The sequence below is a fragment of the Bacillus mycoides genome, assembly GCF_001757995.1.
GTDB classification, from domain to species: Bacteria; Bacillota; Bacilli; order Bacillales; family Bacillaceae_G; genus Bacillus_A; species Bacillus_A mycoides_B.
Window position 1 is genome coordinate 1 of sequence record NZ_LXLV01000039.1, and the last position, 17,776, is coordinate 17,776.

At 32.6% G+C, this 17,776-nt stretch carries 16 protein-coding genes and 3 pseudogenes; 4 read left to right on the top strand and 15 right to left on the bottom strand.

Features of this window, described 5'->3' with window-relative positions; translation table 11 throughout:
- Positions 1-144: 144 nt before the first annotated feature.
- The 7 genes and pseudogenes from BWGOE10_RS14910 to BWGOE10_RS33445 all read right to left on the bottom strand — a co-directional run.
- Positions 145-1,899, bottom strand: a complete 1,755-nt coding sequence (locus tag BWGOE10_RS14910; RefSeq protein WP_070143740.1) for an adenine deaminase C-terminal domain-containing protein — start codon at positions 1,897-1,899, stop codon at positions 145-147.
- Positions 1,900-2,255: 356 nt separating this feature from the next.
- Positions 2,256-3,422, bottom strand: a complete 1,167-nt coding sequence (locus BWGOE10_RS14915; RefSeq protein ID WP_070143741.1) for a serine hydrolase domain-containing protein — start codon at positions 3,420-3,422, stop codon at positions 2,256-2,258.
- A gap of 453 nt (positions 3,423-3,875) precedes the next feature.
- Complete coding sequence (locus tag BWGOE10_RS14920; RefSeq protein ID WP_070143743.1) at positions 3,876-4,382, bottom strand: DUF3902 family protein; 507 nt, start codon at positions 4,380-4,382, stop codon at positions 3,876-3,878.
- 350 nt (positions 4,383-4,732) lie between these two features.
- Positions 4,733-5,467 carry a hypothetical protein gene (locus BWGOE10_RS14925; protein ID WP_070143745.1) on the bottom strand — a complete coding sequence of 245 codons (735 nt, stop codon included), beginning with the start codon at positions 5,465-5,467 and terminating at the stop codon, positions 4,733-4,735.
- 15 nt (positions 5,468-5,482) lie between these two features.
- A complete protein-coding gene (locus BWGOE10_RS14930; RefSeq protein WP_070143747.1) occupies positions 5,483-6,592 on the bottom strand; it encodes a DUF58 domain-containing protein in 1,110 nt (369 codons plus the stop codon).
- Positions 6,589-7,521 (bottom strand): AAA family ATPase, encoded by a 933-nt coding sequence (locus BWGOE10_RS14935; RefSeq protein ID WP_070143752.1) that lies wholly within the window; start codon positions 7,519-7,521, stop codon positions 6,589-6,591. The genes BWGOE10_RS14930 and BWGOE10_RS14935 overlap by 4 nt, the downstream gene beginning before the upstream one ends.
- Positions 7,522-7,922: 401 nt before the next feature.
- A pseudogene (locus BWGOE10_RS33445) lies at positions 7,923-8,266 on the bottom strand (IS4 family transposase); the annotation flags it as partial.
- A gap of 183 nt (positions 8,267-8,449) precedes the next feature.
- Between BWGOE10_RS33445 and BWGOE10_RS30110 the strand changes: the two are divergent.
- From BWGOE10_RS30110 to BWGOE10_RS32900, 4 genes are all read left to right on the top strand, one after another.
- Positions 8,450-8,671 carry a penicillin-binding protein gene (locus BWGOE10_RS30110; protein WP_081338139.1) on the top strand — a complete coding sequence of 74 codons (222 nt, stop codon included), beginning with the start codon at positions 8,450-8,452 and terminating at the stop codon, positions 8,669-8,671.
- Positions 8,672-8,757: 86 nt separating this feature from the next.
- Complete coding sequence (locus tag BWGOE10_RS14940) at positions 8,758-9,048, top strand: hypothetical protein (protein WP_070143756.1); 291 nt, start codon at positions 8,758-8,760, stop codon at positions 9,046-9,048.
- A 776-nt stretch (positions 9,049-9,824) separates the two neighbouring features.
- A complete protein-coding gene (locus BWGOE10_RS14945) occupies positions 9,825-10,685 on the top strand; it encodes an exosporium protein D (protein ID WP_070143758.1) in 861 nt (286 codons plus the stop codon).
- A gap of 229 nt (positions 10,686-10,914) precedes the next feature.
- Positions 10,915-11,067: a hypothetical protein gene (locus BWGOE10_RS32900; RefSeq protein ID WP_171903116.1), complete on the top strand. Its 153-nt coding sequence runs from the start codon at positions 10,915-10,917 to the stop codon at positions 11,065-11,067.
- A 131-nt stretch (positions 11,068-11,198) separates the two neighbouring features.
- On the opposite strand, the pseudogene BWGOE10_RS33830 reads toward BWGOE10_RS32900, so the two are convergent.
- From BWGOE10_RS33830 to BWGOE10_RS33135, 8 genes and pseudogenes are all read right to left on the bottom strand, one after another.
- Positions 11,199-11,558, bottom strand: a pseudogene (locus BWGOE10_RS33830) (hypothetical protein).
- A 537-nt stretch (positions 11,559-12,095) separates the two neighbouring features.
- A complete protein-coding gene (locus tag BWGOE10_RS14955) occupies positions 12,096-13,343 on the bottom strand; it encodes a PoNi-like cognate immunity protein (RefSeq protein WP_070143762.1) in 1,248 nt (415 codons plus the stop codon).
- Positions 13,344-13,850: 507 nt separating this feature from the next.
- Positions 13,851-14,291, bottom strand: coding sequence for an SMI1/KNR4 family protein (locus BWGOE10_RS14960; RefSeq protein WP_070143764.1), 441 nt, complete (start codon positions 14,289-14,291; stop codon positions 13,851-13,853).
- A gap of 15 nt (positions 14,292-14,306) precedes the next feature.
- Positions 14,307-15,038: a PoNe immunity protein domain-containing protein gene (locus tag BWGOE10_RS14965; protein ID WP_070143766.1), complete on the bottom strand. Its 732-nt coding sequence runs from the start codon at positions 15,036-15,038 to the stop codon at positions 14,307-14,309.
- Between the two features lie 17 nt (positions 15,039-15,055).
- Complete coding sequence (locus BWGOE10_RS14970; RefSeq protein ID WP_070143769.1) at positions 15,056-15,691, bottom strand: hypothetical protein; 636 nt, start codon at positions 15,689-15,691, stop codon at positions 15,056-15,058.
- 439 nt (positions 15,692-16,130) lie between these two features.
- Positions 16,131-16,253: an Imm30 family immunity protein gene (locus BWGOE10_RS33455; RefSeq protein WP_236735972.1), complete on the bottom strand. Its 123-nt coding sequence runs from the start codon at positions 16,251-16,253 to the stop codon at positions 16,131-16,133.
- A gap of 303 nt (positions 16,254-16,556) precedes the next feature.
- Positions 16,557-17,054 (bottom strand): SMI1/KNR4 family protein, encoded by a 498-nt coding sequence (locus BWGOE10_RS14975; RefSeq protein ID WP_070143768.1) that lies wholly within the window; start codon positions 17,052-17,054, stop codon positions 16,557-16,559.
- A 5-nt stretch (positions 17,055-17,059) separates the two neighbouring features.
- Positions 17,060-17,408 (bottom strand): annotated as a pseudogene (locus tag BWGOE10_RS33135) (sugar-binding protein); the annotation flags it as partial.
- Between the last annotated feature and the right edge of the window lie 368 nt (positions 17,409-17,776).

The following is a 17,776-nucleotide window of genomic DNA, read 5'->3' on the forward strand; positions in this document are numbered from 1 at the left end:
AATTCTTCTGAATATGTAATAAATATTGAACCTTTTTTAGTCATGAAAAATCCCCTCCAAGTAATAGTGTAACATCCATGTATGTACATGGTCTTTTTACACTGTCTACTTAAAGGGGATAATATCATTATAGGTCCTTTCCTTTTAATATTGCTTTATCAAATTCACCGGTGAAGCAAGTACCTTACTACTTTTCACATCATATAATCCTATAGGTGTTACTCGTATAAATGGCAAGTGCGTCGCAGAAAAGAATAAAATCGTAAATGCTGGATCATTAAAAGAATAACCTCGCTCTTGCAATAATTTCACCATCAGTTTCTCTTTATGTATTAATACGCTCATTTCTAAGTCTGACATAATACCTAATAAAGGTAATGCAATTTCATGTATAACTTCATTCCTTTTAGTTAGTACCATTCCGCCACCGAGCTCTTTTACTCTATGAAAAGCTGTAAGCATATCTTCTTTACTTTTTCCAATAAGAATGATGTCACCTGTTCCGGAATAAGAGCTAGCGAGACCACCTACTTCTTTCGCAAAACCTTTCACAACTGTATTCACTCGCCATGTGCCATCACGAGCAATCATCATAAGGAAACACTCATCATGGTCAAGAGAAAGCTCATCACAGTTCAATTCCATTTCACTAACATATGGCTTTGTTATGACGTCGTTTAATAATTTTATACCATTTGCATCATTGAAAATCATATCTTCTTTCTGCAAACACCAGTCTAATTGTAAAGGTGCTACTTGGAATTTGTCCCACTCTATACTTACTGATTTATTTTTGTCTATTCCATCTCGCTTCATCCATTTCCCTTTTGCAATTACACTAATTGGGGTTGGGTTTTCTTTACTTTCTAAAATATTAATATTGGCGATTCTACCTGTCGCAATTGAACCATGTAAATGTTCCATATTATAATAACGAGCAATATTATAGCTTGCCATATTATAAGCATCAAATACTGGAACCCCTTGCTTTAACGCTATTTCTATCAACCTATTCGTCATTCCATTTTCATAAAATGACGGATGTGAACCGTCTGTCGTAAAAATAAATCTATCAAATTGCTTAACACCTAATTCCAGTAATTCTTTCAGTAATACTTCTAAATCTGGACGGATAGAAGAATTTCTAAGAGAAACAGTGTAACCTTGCATAAGACGAGTTAATGCTTCCTGTCCTGTCATCGCTTCATGATCACAATCTGTACCTAACAGTTTTAACTTCGCTAAAGTTGTTTCGGATGCACCTGGGAAATGTCCTTCTACTTTTTTCTGTAATCGCTTTGTTTCCTGCACCCAATTTAACATTTCATCATCGCCATGTAATAGTTTTGGCCATGCTGTTAACTCACCGCCTTGAAGAACTGCTTCATGTTTCAGCCACTCTATTATTTCTTCACTATTAAATAAAGATTCACCATTTTGCAATTCAGTCTGTCCATCAAAACGGCACCACCAATACATACTTGCTGGAATCTTTTTAAATTCATCTAATAAACGAAATGCTTCTTCACGTTGTAATGTAAAAAATAAAGTTAAATTATCATTAATGAAAGTTGTTGTCCCAAATTGCATCGCATAATTCGCTAACGTCTCTGGATTGTATAATTGATATGGATGTGCATGCGGTTCTATGTAACTAGGAACTACATACTTTCCATCACAATCAATAACTTCACAATCCGTTAATTGCTCTGGAAATTTCTCCCCTACGTATACAATTCGGTCATTATATACCCAAATATTTGCTACTGTCCAATCACGCAAGTATGAATTTAAATACGTTGCATTCTTTAATAAAATATGTGGGCTTCTCTTACCATCTACTACTTCGACATGTTCTCGTAATTGTTTGTTACTCCATTTAAAGTGATTTTGTCCCAATGTACTCAACTCCCAATCTATTAATTGTTATATTGGTTAAAATGAGAAATAGTTAATCAACTAAAGTATTTTCCATTCATAACTCCCCTGTATAAATCCCTATAACCTTTATTATATGGAACGGTTGCAAAAATAACAATTTTCAGAATTAAAGGTATACCTCTTTGCTCTAAAATAAAAAGGATGTCATGTAACTGACATTCTTTTTATTTTTATAGTAAGCTATACGATTGATTTTCACTTTGAAATACACTTGATGCCATATCATAAATGCAACTACTGTCCATAGTTGCGAATTTTAAAAAGCACCTCTTTTATATACAACTATAACAAAATCCCATTCATTTTCTTTTCATCTATTTTTTAAATTCAATTTTCATCATTTTATTAAACTGCGGAGCAATATCGATCCCACCTATAGAGTTAATACTGATAGCCAATGTATGTTTCCCTCCAATTACTCCCCCCGCAAAAGTTGTAAATCCAGGAATTCCTCCTCCGTGACCCCAAACTGAAACACCGTTTGGAAGTTTAGTCTCATAGATTCCAAGACCATATCCATCACCAACCTCTTTTCCTTCTACAGGAACTGTAGTAAGCATTTCTTTTAGCTCGCGTTCCTTCAGTAACTTACCACCGAGTAAAGATGAAAAGAACGTATTTAAATCGTCCGCATTAGAAATCATATCTCCAGCTGCATTAGCTAAAATCGGATTATAATACGTAATGTCTTTCAACTCGCTTGTTCCTTCAATTTTCACATACCCACGAGCATGATTCTTTCCTGGGATGACGGGTGAATTACCTGGCAAAAACGTATTTGACAGGTCCAAAGGTTCAATAATTCGCTTTTCGATTTCTTCCGCATAACTATTACCAGTTATTTTTTCAATTAGCATTCCCAATATGACATATCCTGTGTTTGAATACGACCAACCTTTACCTGGCGAAAAATCTGGAGGCAGAGAAAGGCCTATTTTCACTATTTCTTCTGCTGTATACGTTTTTTTCGAATTCATTATGTCAGCGTCTTTTGACTTTAAATATTCAGCTATACCACTCGTATGATTCAAAAGTTGACGTATCGTAATTTGATTGCCATCATACCCATTTCCTTGAATGAGACCCGGTAGCCACTTTTCAATTGGATCGTCAAGTTGTATGCGATTTTCTCCTACTAATTGAAGAACAGTCGTGGCAGTAAAAGTCTTCGTCAAACTACCAATCCGAAAGCGATAATCCGATTTCATCGGTTGCTTTGTACTTAAATCCGCCACGCCAGCTGTATAACTACTAGTTTTTCCGTTGTTAGACGTCTTAGCTAATATCCCTGGCGTTCCAAGCTGTACTGTTTCCTGCATTACTTGTTTCCAACCATTCCGGTTCTTTTGATCATGTGCTTGTGACGGACTAGATAAATTTTGAACAGACTCTGCTTTCACAGTAAACCCTGGTGTGAATAGAGTAGTACCCGCTAATAAAACTGCCAAACTTGCTAACTTAATTGAATTACATTTTTTCATAAGGCTCCCTCTCCCCTATTAATATCGGATTGATTCAAGTTATACTTTAATCCTATATGATAAAACTCTCTTTTTTCTTATCCATTCCTTACGAAATACTTACGTTCAAATTTTGATACGATAAACTGAGAAAGAGCTATGCATGAAAATAATAAGGGCATATAAAATAAGGACAGCCACTTAACTGCCCTTATCTTCATTTCACCTCGTCTTTATTATTTTTAAGATGATTCATTAATTGTGTTCGTTTCAAAGGTACATATATGTTTGTTCCAATAACATATATTTTATCCTTATTGGATTATCTTATAAATATAATGAGTTCTTATTAAGATAAAAATAAAAAAGAACGTGTTTTCATTTTTTATCTAAACACGCTCTCTTAAATATTTAAAACCCTATATCAACTTTTTATTCCATTCTATTCTTTAAACAACTAATCCTTATTCACTTTTACCATCCTGCACTAGCGTTCATACCATTTCCGAGAATAGTAAAAAATAGTGGCCACAGTACCGGCCCTAACGTAAGAAGTATATTTAGAAGTATAAGTATTCTATATACCCCAGAGAAATTATGATCTTTACGATTTACAAATACTAAAATCACTAATAATATTATGGTCGTTAAAAATAAAAGTAGAATTAGCAACCAATACCAAACCATTAAACTGAGACTCCATGGTGTTAATAGCTCGTGTATTATACCAAATGTGATTCCTAATACTCCAAAACTAAAGGTAGTAACTGTTGATTTTATAAGCAATTTATTTAATGTTTTTTCGTATGTATTTTTACAATATAAATCTATTAAAGTGTATAAAGATAAATATGCCATTAATACACCTATCCAAGACAATAACCAGTCTCCGCCCCCTCTAAATAACATGAACAGCAGCCAACACATCCCTACTGCAGAAAAAGCAAAGGAAATAAGTATGCTTTTCAATACCGGTTTCATTATATTTTCACACCCTTAAAAATAAATTATAAGTTTTTACTAAACTCATGTAATTTTTTATTAACATGCTACCCATTAATCGTTTAGCTTTAATGTATCCTTTTTTCATTTTATATTAATAAAACAAAGATACACTCATGAACAATTTAAGAAGCAATACTATACAAAGAGTTACATATAGCTTGTATTTTCTTTTTCCATTGGTAGAGATATTAAAAAATTAAGTATACATTAACATGCAATTAAATATAAGTAAATAAAATTAATTTACAATTAATTTTATTTACTTATATAATTTTTATATTCAGATTAACTCAGCCATCTTTTATATTTTGATATAGTACATTCTACTATTCATGTCGCTCTTTCCCATCCCGCTCTATCCACTTTATAGTTTTTTCTACATCTAACTCCGTATACGCCTTTTCACCATAACGAACAGACTCATATATCGAAATAATATCTCTCTTTCTACAAATTCTTTTCAGCCACTGTTGCATCGTTTCATAGGGCCTTCGCTGTTCGTGAAATGGTAAAGTTCTTTCCCATTCAACTAACCTTCTCCTTATCGTATCTGTAGGTAGTGATTGATCTGACTGATGTGTGACTTCTTCATTCTTTACGGTTCTTACCGTATTCTCCTTGGTGACCGATTGTTTCTCCTGCTCTATTTCTGTTTTCGTCAATCTTTTCTTAATATACTTGTAGAAGGAATATATGATTGTCACTGCTATAATCACATAAAAAGCTATCGTAATCCATGAATTTGAGAGCATAGAAAATACGTCTCCCCATGAGCTTTTCCATTCGAAATCTTTTAATTTTTTACCCGTTGTTGTTCTTATCCCTTTATCTCCCACTTTTTTATCTTCTTTAGGTGTTCCATAATCTTCAATATTTCCGGAGTTTATTGTTTCCTTATAAATTTCTTTAGATTTCTTTTCACTAAAAAAACGCTCTTTTACTATGTCTTGTACATGCACAACACCTTGTGATAACGTGATCGCACTAATCGCAAAGAAAAGTATGATTAAAGCTCTTACACTCCAAAACTTCACCTTCGTATGCCGTTTTTTATTCAACATGACATAAGCCCCTTCTTATTCTTTAATTACAATCCATCTGTTTGTTCGGCTAATCCTTTTTGGTGAGGTACCAAGAATTAAAGGAACTGCATCCAATTCCTTACGACGAAAACCTGCTGTGTAAAAATAAGAAGAAGATACAGGCGTATCCTGGTCCGATATGGAGGCAAGTACCTTTAATACATTTTGCAAATGTTTCCGATTATCACCATTCTTTATATGTAACAACCCGTTATCTTTTACACTATTAATCCATAATTCAAATGAACAATCTTGCATGAGGAGTTGTTTGCATATACCTGCTGTTAATTCAATAAGCTCTTCAATATCATTTCGTAAAGAAACGCCACTTTTATTTTGTAAATTAAGATAAATCGCGTATTTATCCGATTGTGTTCGTTCGTATTTTTTCGCGGTTATCGTCCCTGTTTTTGCTGTTGCACCCCAATGGATAGAACGAAAATCTTCATTTTCATAAGATTTCACTCCCATTACTTTCGTTTCATCATATAGCGGAGAAGACATTGCTTTTCGAAATCCACGTGACCATTCTTGTAATTCTGGTACTTGTATTTTTGGAACAGCCGGTAAAACTAAATAGGACGGCGTATCAACTTGACTATATGTTATATGATTCGTTATGAACCCAAAAGGATCCGTAATAACAATTTCAACCTCTTCCCATTTCGCAATACCTCTTTTTAATGCTATAGCTTGCAAATCAAATGAAACTGTCTCTCCTCCTTTTATATTTAAATTCAAATAATAATTTGAACCTGTACTATAATTTTTGTTTAGTTCATCATGATTCCAAGTTAGCTTATTTTCACATTTAAATCGAAATACAATATTAAAAATAGGAAATATCGAGTTGTTTGAAATTGTAATCTTGCACGTATTCGTTTCACCTATAAAAACATTCGAGCTCCCTTGATCGTATTCCCAGTTAACGCGAGATACTTTGCGTATGTATACATGCGCTGCTCCTATTAAAATTAAATATAAAAATACGAGAGATAAAATTAGTAGATTACTTGAAAATATACATAAAATAACGGCTACAACTGACACAACTCCTATTACGAAAGGCTCCGCTAAAGGTGTATACACGAGCTGTTGATTCATCGTACATTCTCCACTGGCACATCGATCGTATGAAGAATTTCTTTAATAATTTGTTCTTTTGTCGTTTTCATCTCCCCTTCAATCGTTAACGTTAACCGATGAGCACATATGGATACAGCCAGCGTCTTTATATCATCTGGCGTACAGTAATCTCTTTCATTTAATATCGCACGTGCTTGAATCACTCTCATAAATGCCAATGTCCCCCGCGGGCTTACACCAATTTCAATTAGCTCATGCTTACGAGTTGCTTCAATAATTTCAAGGAGATAATCTTGCACATCATTCCCTACTAACACTTCTCTTGCACGCTTTTGCATCATAATAATTTCTTCACTTGAAATAATAGAGTGTAACGTTTCTAACGGATCATTCATTTGAAACCGATTCATCATTTCCTTTTCAGCTTCTCTCGTAGGATAACCTTGGCGTATAGTGAGTAAAAACCTGTCTAACTGAGCATCTGGTAACGGAAATGTGCCCGCTGATTCGAGTGGATTTTGCGTTGCAATTACTAAAAAAGGTTCTGGTAATGAATGTGTCTGCTTCGCAATTGTAACAGTACGTTCTTCCATAACTTCAAGTAACGAAGATTGTGTTCTCGGTACAGCTCGATTAATTTCATCAACTAATACTATATTTGCAAAAATAGGCCCTAACCTCGTTTTAAATTCCGATTCTTTCACATCAAAATATTCGAGGCCAATGACATCTCCAGGCAAAGTATCAGCTGTGAATTGAATTCTTTGAAACTTAGCATCCACGCTTTTCGCTAAGCTTTTTGCTAATGTTGTTTTTCCAGTCCCAGGAACGTCTTCTAATAAAATATGACCTCTCGCTATAAGAGCTATAGCTGCTAGTTCAATCGATTCATCTTTTCCTATAATTACCTTTGAAATATTGTTGATAATTTTTTTAAATGTACCCATACATCTACCCCTATCCATTATTCTATTTTTCATTTCACTAAAGTCCCGGGTATTTAGCTAAAGGTACCCGTTATGTACCCACGACTGTTGACTATAATAGCTTGTAGAGCAAACCTCATGCTGTAGACTACACCGATTTACAGCATAAGATAGATTATATTCCCTTTGTTTTCATTTCTGAAAATTCAAATAAATATCATTCCAAATTATAACATTTTTCAATTTGGAATGATATTTATTTTATGTGATTGTAGTAGAACGTCTTGCGCGGCAGATTTGAGGTGTAGTACTAGTGGAAATCCACACTCTTATGTAGGATTATAGTTGAGTCCAGTGAACTACCTTCTAAATTCAAGGTTTTCAATAATTTCATCTGCAATATCAAAAGCAAACTTTCTTGTATACGGTAATTGAATTTTAACTACTGCCGTATGGCTACTTCACCTAAACCTTGATAATATGATGAAAACTTATCTCGAAGCTGCAATGTTGTAGAATCTAGAATCCGAATACACTTAAAAGTCGTGGTATATTGATCAATTATTTCTTGTGTTGAATATATTCTTTTGGTTAGAAGGTTAGCTAGAACTTGTTCAAGAAACTTTACTACAGAAGCATTGAAGCGTTCGTTTAGTCTTTTAGAGCTTATAAGAACACCTATAGATATTTCAAGACAGCTACATAATTTCGTAAGTGATATATTTGCGACCTGTTGACTAAGCCATACACATAAAGCAACTAATTCATTCACATATAAGCCAATTTAGGAAAGGTTCTTTTGGAGACAACAGCACCTTTTTTTCGTAAAAGGATTATTTTATAAAAATGTAAACTAGCAAAATAATTAGTATGACTAAGTTATTAATCCAAGCATTCTATTTGATTTATAAATATATTAATAGTAATTCAAGAAAAGGAGGTTTTTAATATAGCTGAGCATACAAAATGTGTTTGCGAACAATTAGATAGATTACAGTTAGGTACAGAAGTAGATGTTTTTCTTACAGGAACAACACTAGAGGATCTTATTTTTACTAACTTTAATCCAGATAATTTTTGCGTAACCTTTGTGGATAACACAACAGAACCTGGCTCTGTAATTATTTTGGATTGTCGTGATATTCAAGCACTTAGAATTGAAGCAGAGTAGCATAAACATAGGGCTTTAAAAAAGCCCTATGTTATAATTCCATAAATATTTTTCTATATAAATTACAAAATAGAGGAGCAAGAAAAATGTCAATTTTCATAAACTATGCTATTACTCCAAAAATATTTCATCCTAATCCGGCAAATAACCAAGCTTCTTTTACCCAAGCCAACAAAGAGAGTTCTATAGATATTTGCTCTCTTTTAGAAACCTTTTATTTAGGAAAAAAAATAAAACAACTTTTAGTTAACGGTACAATATTAACAGTTTCTATATTTGTAGGATTCCATAATAGATCATGCCTTGCTACATTTATAGATGAATATGGAAACATCATTGTAGTTAACTGCAAGCGCATTGATGCGATTCTACTCTAATTGTGAATTTACATTTGAATAAACAACAATTATTTGTACACTATATATTCAGTTCTTACACATGAACACCAATAACTGTTACTATAAGCCGAATAGTATTATTCTTTTGTAGGAACACAATTTATATACATGATTTCACAAGTGCAATCCATACTATATTTAGGTCTTAATATCTAAAACCCTTATTTCAGTCTTATACCTAATAAAGCGCCCTCTCTCTTCCTAGGGGCTAAGCAGTTAGCCTTTGCTAGCGGCTCTTTTACTTTATCTGAATAAAATTCCGAAACTTCCACATAATATCTATAAGCTGTTCACTTCAAGAATGGCGGACTGGTTTCTTTTGTTAATAAATTGCAATGGAGCGGTTAGCTTTTGCTAGCTGCTCTTTTGTTTTCACCATTAAATCGTTTGCATCATATATCGTAGTATTCCTTTCTATTATGTGAGCTCGTTACTTACCTTGAGAATTTGATGCCTTTCCTTAGAACATTCCAACGAATATTGAATACTTTATTTTTGAAAACTATTCAAAATGAAATTTTTATATCAATCTTCATCAAATTCCGTAACAGTTACATACTTTCAAGGATTCTTTCTTTCTGCCACTCTCCTTTGATACGCCTGCGTTATGTAAAATTAAACTACTAGAGGAAGTACGTCCAAAATTGCATCTCTCCTTCTCCCTTTCTATTAAAAGTATTTTTACCATTTTGTACAAACATTCCTTATTTTATTAAATAATATATATGGACAAATAAAAGATAGGAGATTAAAGTATGGCCGATTATTTTTATAAACATGGTAAAAAGTACTATAAAAACTATTCGCATTCTCGCCAACAAAAAGAGAACTGTTTCATTGAAACACATACGATTGCTGGTTCAAATATACCTTTAGATATTATCGTACCAGCTAACACTTCAAGAATAGTTTTTGAAGATTCTACTAATAATCACAATAAAACATTACTTCAGTTTCATGTTTCTGGTACTTCTGCACCAATTGTAGTAACTATTCGTATAAGAAATTCCCATAGACCAATTACCGCTACAATAGCTACTGGTGAAACAAGGATTCTTCAAGTAGAAAATTTTGAAAGCCTCACTCTCACAAATAATACTACTACCAGTAGTGATATTGGTATTTTTATTCAAAAAACGTTTTGCATCTGCTGTAGTGACCGCAATGATTATTATAAAGAACAATCACATTCGCTTAACCAAAAGAGTAACTGTTTTATCGAAACTCATACCATAGCAGGTTCGGGAACTACCTCAACTGGTAATGTACCTCTAGATATTATCGTACCCCCTAACACTTCAAGAGCGGTTTTTGAAGATCTTACTAGTAATCACAACAAAACATTACTTCAAATATCTGTTCCTAACGATTCCGGTCCCATTGAAGTAACTATTCGTACAAGAAGTTCTAGCATACCCATTATTGCTACAATAGTTCCTAATGAAATAAGGATTTTTCAAGTAGAAGATTTCCAAATCCTTACTCTCACAAATAATTCCGATACCTTTGATTTTATTGATATCTTTATCCAAAAAACGTTTTGTATTTGCTGCAATGATCAGAACAATCCTTGCGATGAATGTTACCATGAATACGACCATGACTATGATTGTTAGATTAACCGCCAAAAGAATCCATAAAGGGTTCTTTTTTTACATCACTAACATCCAATCATTCACCCTTTCTCACAAGATTACAAATTTATTAAGAACTAATAATTTTTATAATTAGTTCATTTCTCAATATAATTTGTGCATATGATTCCATTCAAAGATACAAAATATTTAAGTAACTATTTATAATTACATTGTTTTTATATCAAAATCCACAAAGGAGCTACATAACATGAATAAAAAAAATCTATTAAGTCAACAACTTGACGACGTGGCATCAGATGCTCTGAATACTCCTAGTAAGGCCCAAGAACAAATGCAAGAAACATCTCAAGAGGCACATACTCGGAACAACACCAATGTTAAAAAGAAGGACATTACTTAAGATTTACATGACGTAGACTTACCAATTTTAGACGTATATAGAACAACAAACAAAAAGTAACTTTCAAAGGGAAAAATCTTAAGGACGAGTGAACTTAATTCTTTTCCCTTTTTCCTATTCAAATAACTATTTTATAAAGCTTTTAAATACCCGATTCCCCTTGCAAAATCACACATCTTTTCCATTCCTTCTTCTGGCCGCCCCCAATGAATACAGTACAATCCGGCATAACCATTTCGCCAATTTGAATTATCATTACCGAATATAAAGTCCGTGAAATCTCTAATTCCCCCCCACATCGTTCCGCCACTTGAGAAGTAACTATATCGCTTCTTGTCATACGCATTGGAATAGTGGTTAACGAGCTACAGATTTCTACCATCATGTTTAAAATAAGCTGTTCTATTTTCATCTTCATAATGAAAGATATCCTTTTCGTGATCTGCTAAGTAACTAAGAAGTGAATTTACGATTTCAATGCGTTTGTCCATTTCCCTTTACGAATAATCTTTTTTGTATTACACATACTACCTCTGAGCCGACTTCCCACCGGCTTCACTCTTTTCAAAACGGGGATTTTTCCTCCGTGTCATGCATAAACGGCGGTTAACCTAGTCAGTTATCTGCCGTTTGTGCGTATAAACGTAAAAATTCTTGTCTACACTGTTTAGAGAAAACATCTTAAGCCATTTGTAGACATCTCCAGCACAGGTTATTTGTACGGCCGATACAATAAAAAGTATCGGTCTTATTTCTTTATCCTCCGTATTACTTTTCTACACAACTTGATGCTTTTGCTCCTTTTGCGATATGACCTATTTTATTTAATGCCTTTAACTTTTTTACTTCTCCTACATAATATACAAACTCTAAAATACTCTACTTAACTTACAAAACCATTCGCAAACAAAAAAATAGTGGCAGTCGGATTCTCCAAACTACCACTATTAATTACCTACCAATACACTCAATTCTGTATGTTTTATTTTTCAACGTTACTCATGATGCACAATATTTTGATTTTTTCGTTATAGAACTTCCTCTACATCGACACTCTCTATCTTCACTTCATACATATTTGGGATATTTGCTTCTTTCGGTACCCATGCATAATAATTTTGATCATTCTCTAAAATAAATTGAACTAACTTTGTTTCTGAAACATTCCAGAAATTTTTAAGATTATCAATGTAGTCCTCTAAATCCTCTTTATAATCCAATTGTAATATATAATCTCTTACCGTAAGGGCAAACACAATTAAACTTCCTAATAGATTTTTTTGCTCATTTTCTTCTTCATACTCTTGTGGTAAAAACCACACTTGACCTATTCCTATCGTTTTTTTGTATTTTTCATAAAAACTACTATCATTCATATTCTTATAATCATGTATCAATTCATTGACCAATGAATGCCATTTTGGCGGAATAATGTTTTCCAATGCAGGATTATTTTCAATTCCTTCTACTATGTCCTCGATTTCTTCTGTCTTATCTTCATAGTGATATTCACTTAGGTCTATATGCTTAAATTTCATTGTATTCTTGTAATGCGCCAAATCATATGGATAGTGATTATTATCTTTTAAACTTGTATCATCAAGTTCCAAAATTTTCGCAAGCGCTGCCGTTTCAAAGCTCCAATATCCTACATATCCAGGTTCTTTATGTGCATTTTTCCATTCATAATCATAATGACCTTTAAACCATTCTTTCTCCATATACGTTTGCAATCTTTTAGACGCTTCTTTTTTATCTGTTTGTGCAAGTTCTATAATTTCTCTCGTTTTTGCATATGGATTTTCTTTATAATATCTGTTCGTCATTTTTGTATATCCGATATCACTAGCATATAAGAGGAAATCAATTACTGCGTCATTCACATTTTTTTTATCAACTATCTTTTTTAATCTTTCTATATTCTTTTTATCCGTTTCTAATAATATTCCTAAGGAAATCATCCAAATTAGACTTAAATATCCAATTTCCCTACTCCCTGTATTCTCTAAATCATAAATTGCATTATGAAAATCTTCTTCTATTACACTAATGTCTTCCCCTAAAGAATACTTTGCCCTAATATCCTCCATCTCATATCTAAAATTGGCTAGATAGGTCCCTTCTATAATACTCTTATTATCTTTAGAATATCTTTGAATTCCATTTTTAGTATCTTCTTCTAAACTTTTAATATCTTCTCTATTTTCCTCTATAAACTCTTTATTATATTCAATTCCTTCTCTACATTTTTCTTCTATACATAAATAATCTCTCATACCATTCAATTCCTCCTAGCTTCTAAATTATGGCCATTCTCCAACGATGTTACCCTTTGCATCTATCTTAAATGTTTTAACCTTTCCACTACTGTCGACTTTTGATAATACTCTCTCAGCTTTGGCATCTTACAATACAGTTAAATTCCCACTTACCATTTTCCATATTATACAAAAACCATAACATATCTATAGACTTTGAATAAAGATGATATTTATTCAAAGTTACTCATTGTTTTTAGTCACGAGCTTTTTCATTGTCGTTATTTTATAGGTTTTACATTATCATAAAGTCCTCCTGCCATATAAAATGTCATATCGTTATTGTCCAGTTCATCCAAGTATTAAAACGATACACAATGATGATACAACCCTCATGAGCTCTCGATTCTCAAACGTATCATTCTCTTATTTTCTCACTCAAATATGAGCTGATTTAATATAAATTAAATTAAAAAACCTTGAAAGGCATTTAGCCAATCAAGGTATGCGTTTTATTATGTTTTTTTAATCAACTAGTAACTCCAAGTAATATTTATCATTTTCTTCTATTTTCCTTAAAAATTCTTCAAGAGAAGTTGCAATTTGAATATCAAAATAGTAAACCGGATTGCTATTCTTTTCATTCAATTCAATTGACATTAAAGCTGATTCACTACCTTCAAAAAATATTAGTTTGTTATTTTCAAATTCATCATAGATTTCTATGTCAGGATAAAACTCAAAATCATTAACTCTTAACCGAAAATCTCTTACGGAATAAGGATCCATAATACGATTTATATTAAACTCTGAACCTTTAATAAACCCGTAGCCAATCCCTATATAAAAATCAACTAACTCCTTAGGAAATTTTACATCGAGTTCCTTCTCAACCTCTTTTATTTCGTTTTCAGTTACTGGAAAAAAACTATTTTCTTGATTTGCCTTCATAGATTTGTAGCCCATTATTTTTTACCTCCTTTATTTTTTTTGGCAATGCACCATATCATAAGGGTAATATGAACTATCTTTCAAGGTTGAGTCATCTAATTTTAAAATTTTAGCGATTGCTCCACTTTCAAAACTCCAGTAACCACTATAAATGTCATGTTTATTTTCATGTGCATCGTACCATGCTTCTTCTGAATGTCCCTTATACCAATACTCCTTTATATATTTCTCTAAATTTTTTATAGAATTCTCTTGTGAAATTTTATTACTCTCAATTACTTCTTTTAATTTTAAATATGGATCTTTTACATAAAACTCACTCTGCTCATAAAAATCTGATGGCTCACTATTTCTAAAAGCAATAAAATAATTAATCAAATAATCATTTAATCCTTCTTTCCTTACCATTGCTATTAGTCTATTAAATTCTTTATCTTCAACATTTAGCATTACTGCTATAGATATCATCCATAACATACGTATATATCCACTTTCTTTATTCCACACTTTTTCCATTATATTTATTACTTCAGGTAAAAAAGCACGAATAGTTTGAATAGAACGACCCGCAGAGTACATTGCCCTTAATTTATTAAAATGATACCCTTGTAACGCTATATATCCATTCTTTACACCTTTATCATCTTTGCCTCTTTCCTCAATAACCTTTTCAACCAATAATAAAAACTTTTCTATTCTCTTTTCCTCATAATTGATAAATTCGTTAAAATATATATCATTTTTGATTTTATCCCTTAGCATAATTTCTCTTCCACCTTTTATACTTCAAGAATTTTCTTCACAATCGTTCCATCAGACATAACTTGAATAACAATTCTTTGAACATTTTCTGGATTCAGCAACATCTCCTCCACAATTTTATCTGCTTTTTCTTTTGACAAAGTACTATCTAACCTTTCACTTCCAAGAATCCAATCTTCACTCATTTGCTTACCATCATTTGTTTTTCCCAATTTGGATGTGTTATACTTAGCCTCCGCTATTACATACTTAGGTGGCGGAGCTGAATTTTCATATACAGCATCTATTCCCTTAACAATTTTTTGATCTAATGTTAATACACGATCATCACTAATTCTGGTATAGGTTTGACTTTCAAAAAAGTCATCCATCTTCATTTCACCATAATTCCCTTTACGCTTCGTTGTTTTTAAGGCTACTTCGCCACTTTCTACTGATTCTATTAACGTACGTTGTTGTGCTCTAGCTGCTTCTAATGTTTGGGCTACTTTTCCAGATTCCTTAGCTATTTCACCAGTGCCCTTATCACCATCTTTAGACTTCGCAAACTTATAATAAGCTTCTATTAATTCGCCTTGTGGTATTTTGGTTATGATAGTTCCACCAACACTAGAGAATGCATAAGAAGCATCCCTCTTAAATGATTGTAACATTTCAAGCGTAGGCTTTAATTCTTTTGCTAGTTTTACTGCATTAGCAATTGTACTTATTCCACTTGATGCTTTTGCTCCTTTTGCGATATGACCTATTTTATTTAGTCCCTTATCGCCCAATAATGTGGTAGCTATTTGCGTTAATCTCAGGAGTAATATAATATTTGTTTTAAAATGGTAGAAAAAGAAATCAACACTTATGAATTGTGGTTTCATTTAATAGATAACTATTATTCTGTAAGTTTTTGATTTACATGTGAAATTTTCAAAAAGTAAAACCTTTTAGTTTACTAAAAACCTTGAAAGGCATTTAGCCAGTCAAGGTTTTTAACTTACTTTAAAAAATCTAATATTGAATTTACACTTTCTTCGAAACGACTTGGGTTTCTTTCTTTGATACTGGTTAATTGAGAAACAACATATTTCTGAATATCATTGTTTAATGTGGGGATGATTTTTTATAAATATTCCTCGATGGTTCATGATTTAATATTCTTTTGTGAAGTATCTTTAACCATTCCTTAGCATGAGGAATCATCTTAGTAATAGAATTAGCTAACACTTTCAGCGAAACTTCAGAACTAACAATCTTGTCATACGACTCTAAAATTTGTATGTTTTGTAGTAACAGTATGATACCTTTTATATATCGTGCCAACTACTATGTTAAAACTTACGAGTTCGTTAGTTTCATGCCCGTTCAATGTGATTATATTCACCGCCATGTAAAATGTCATCTCACCTAAACTCGTACTTCTTTTTCTATTCTATAATTGCACATAGTACTCCATAATGGTTCAACCATCATAGAATACGTATTTTCAAACACCCTGTCACTTTCCTATCCCACTTAAAGATTCTCTTTTCACTCTTGATCATCATAAGCATCTCCAAGTGATTCAAATTCACTCTTTAGCCAATACCAATATTGTCCATTATTCTTAATAAGTTTTTCAAGTAAGTCAGTGAATGAAGTGGCAATAATTTGCGACTCCCCAACTATTCCATGCCGATCAAAGAAACTATCATAACATCTACCTAGTCTTTCTTCACTAAGATCTATTGTTAAATATTCATCCTTGCCATCATTGCATATAATATACCAAGTTGATGAAATATCTTCTTCACATAACTCTCCTACAATTACGGGATTAGCCAAAATAAACTCCTCTGGGGTAACAATATGAATAGGGTATTCCTCATTTTCAAATAAAGTTAGACCACCACAAAGACTATAAAATTCTTTTAAATCACCTGGTAGCATATGCTTATTCTTATCAATTATCGGTAATTCTGTAGGCTCCTGAACTCGACAATTAGGTAATGATTTTACTTTTTTAATCAACTGATTAATATTTCCCATCTGAATTACTCCCTAAAATTATATTGATTAAAAGCCCTATAATACTCTTGTCTAGCTAAACGTGGTACATTCGCAACATCAAACATTTTTCCCGTCAATTCTTGTATTTCCTTTGGTGAAACAGATTTCCAATCTACTTTACCTCCAACCTTTTTCCCTGTTTTATCAAAGAGCCATTGTCTATAAACAGCTTTAGTAGCATTGTGTTGCTCTTGAGTTAAGGCTATAGTTGGAGTATTCGCCCCCTCTACTAACATAATCGGGGACATTATGTTTAGCCCAAACATCCATAACGCCATGATGATTTTCTAGTGGTGAATTGCTTGGCCTATACGGTACTACATCGTATGGTTCTGTAGTCTTACCCTTACCGCCATCTTTAGACTTCGCAAACTTATAAAAAGCTTCTATCAATTCGCGAAACGTTATCTAGGTTCTTTACTTCTCCCTTGTACCCTATGTTGTAATCTTAAACCCTCACAATAAAAAAACAAGCCATGTAAAACCTTATTAAACTACCTCCTACAATCTATAAAAATTAACACTTAGCGCACTTATAAAATTATAGTGCTCTTTTAAATTTCCATGTAGAAACACAAAACATACTAAGATTAGTAGTGCAGACCAAGGCATTGGTTCGCGCTACTATTTTTTATATAGTAGAAGTGAAGAGGAGGTCGTGGGTGTTTTGGGATCTTGAATCCGTATACAAAACTGACCTT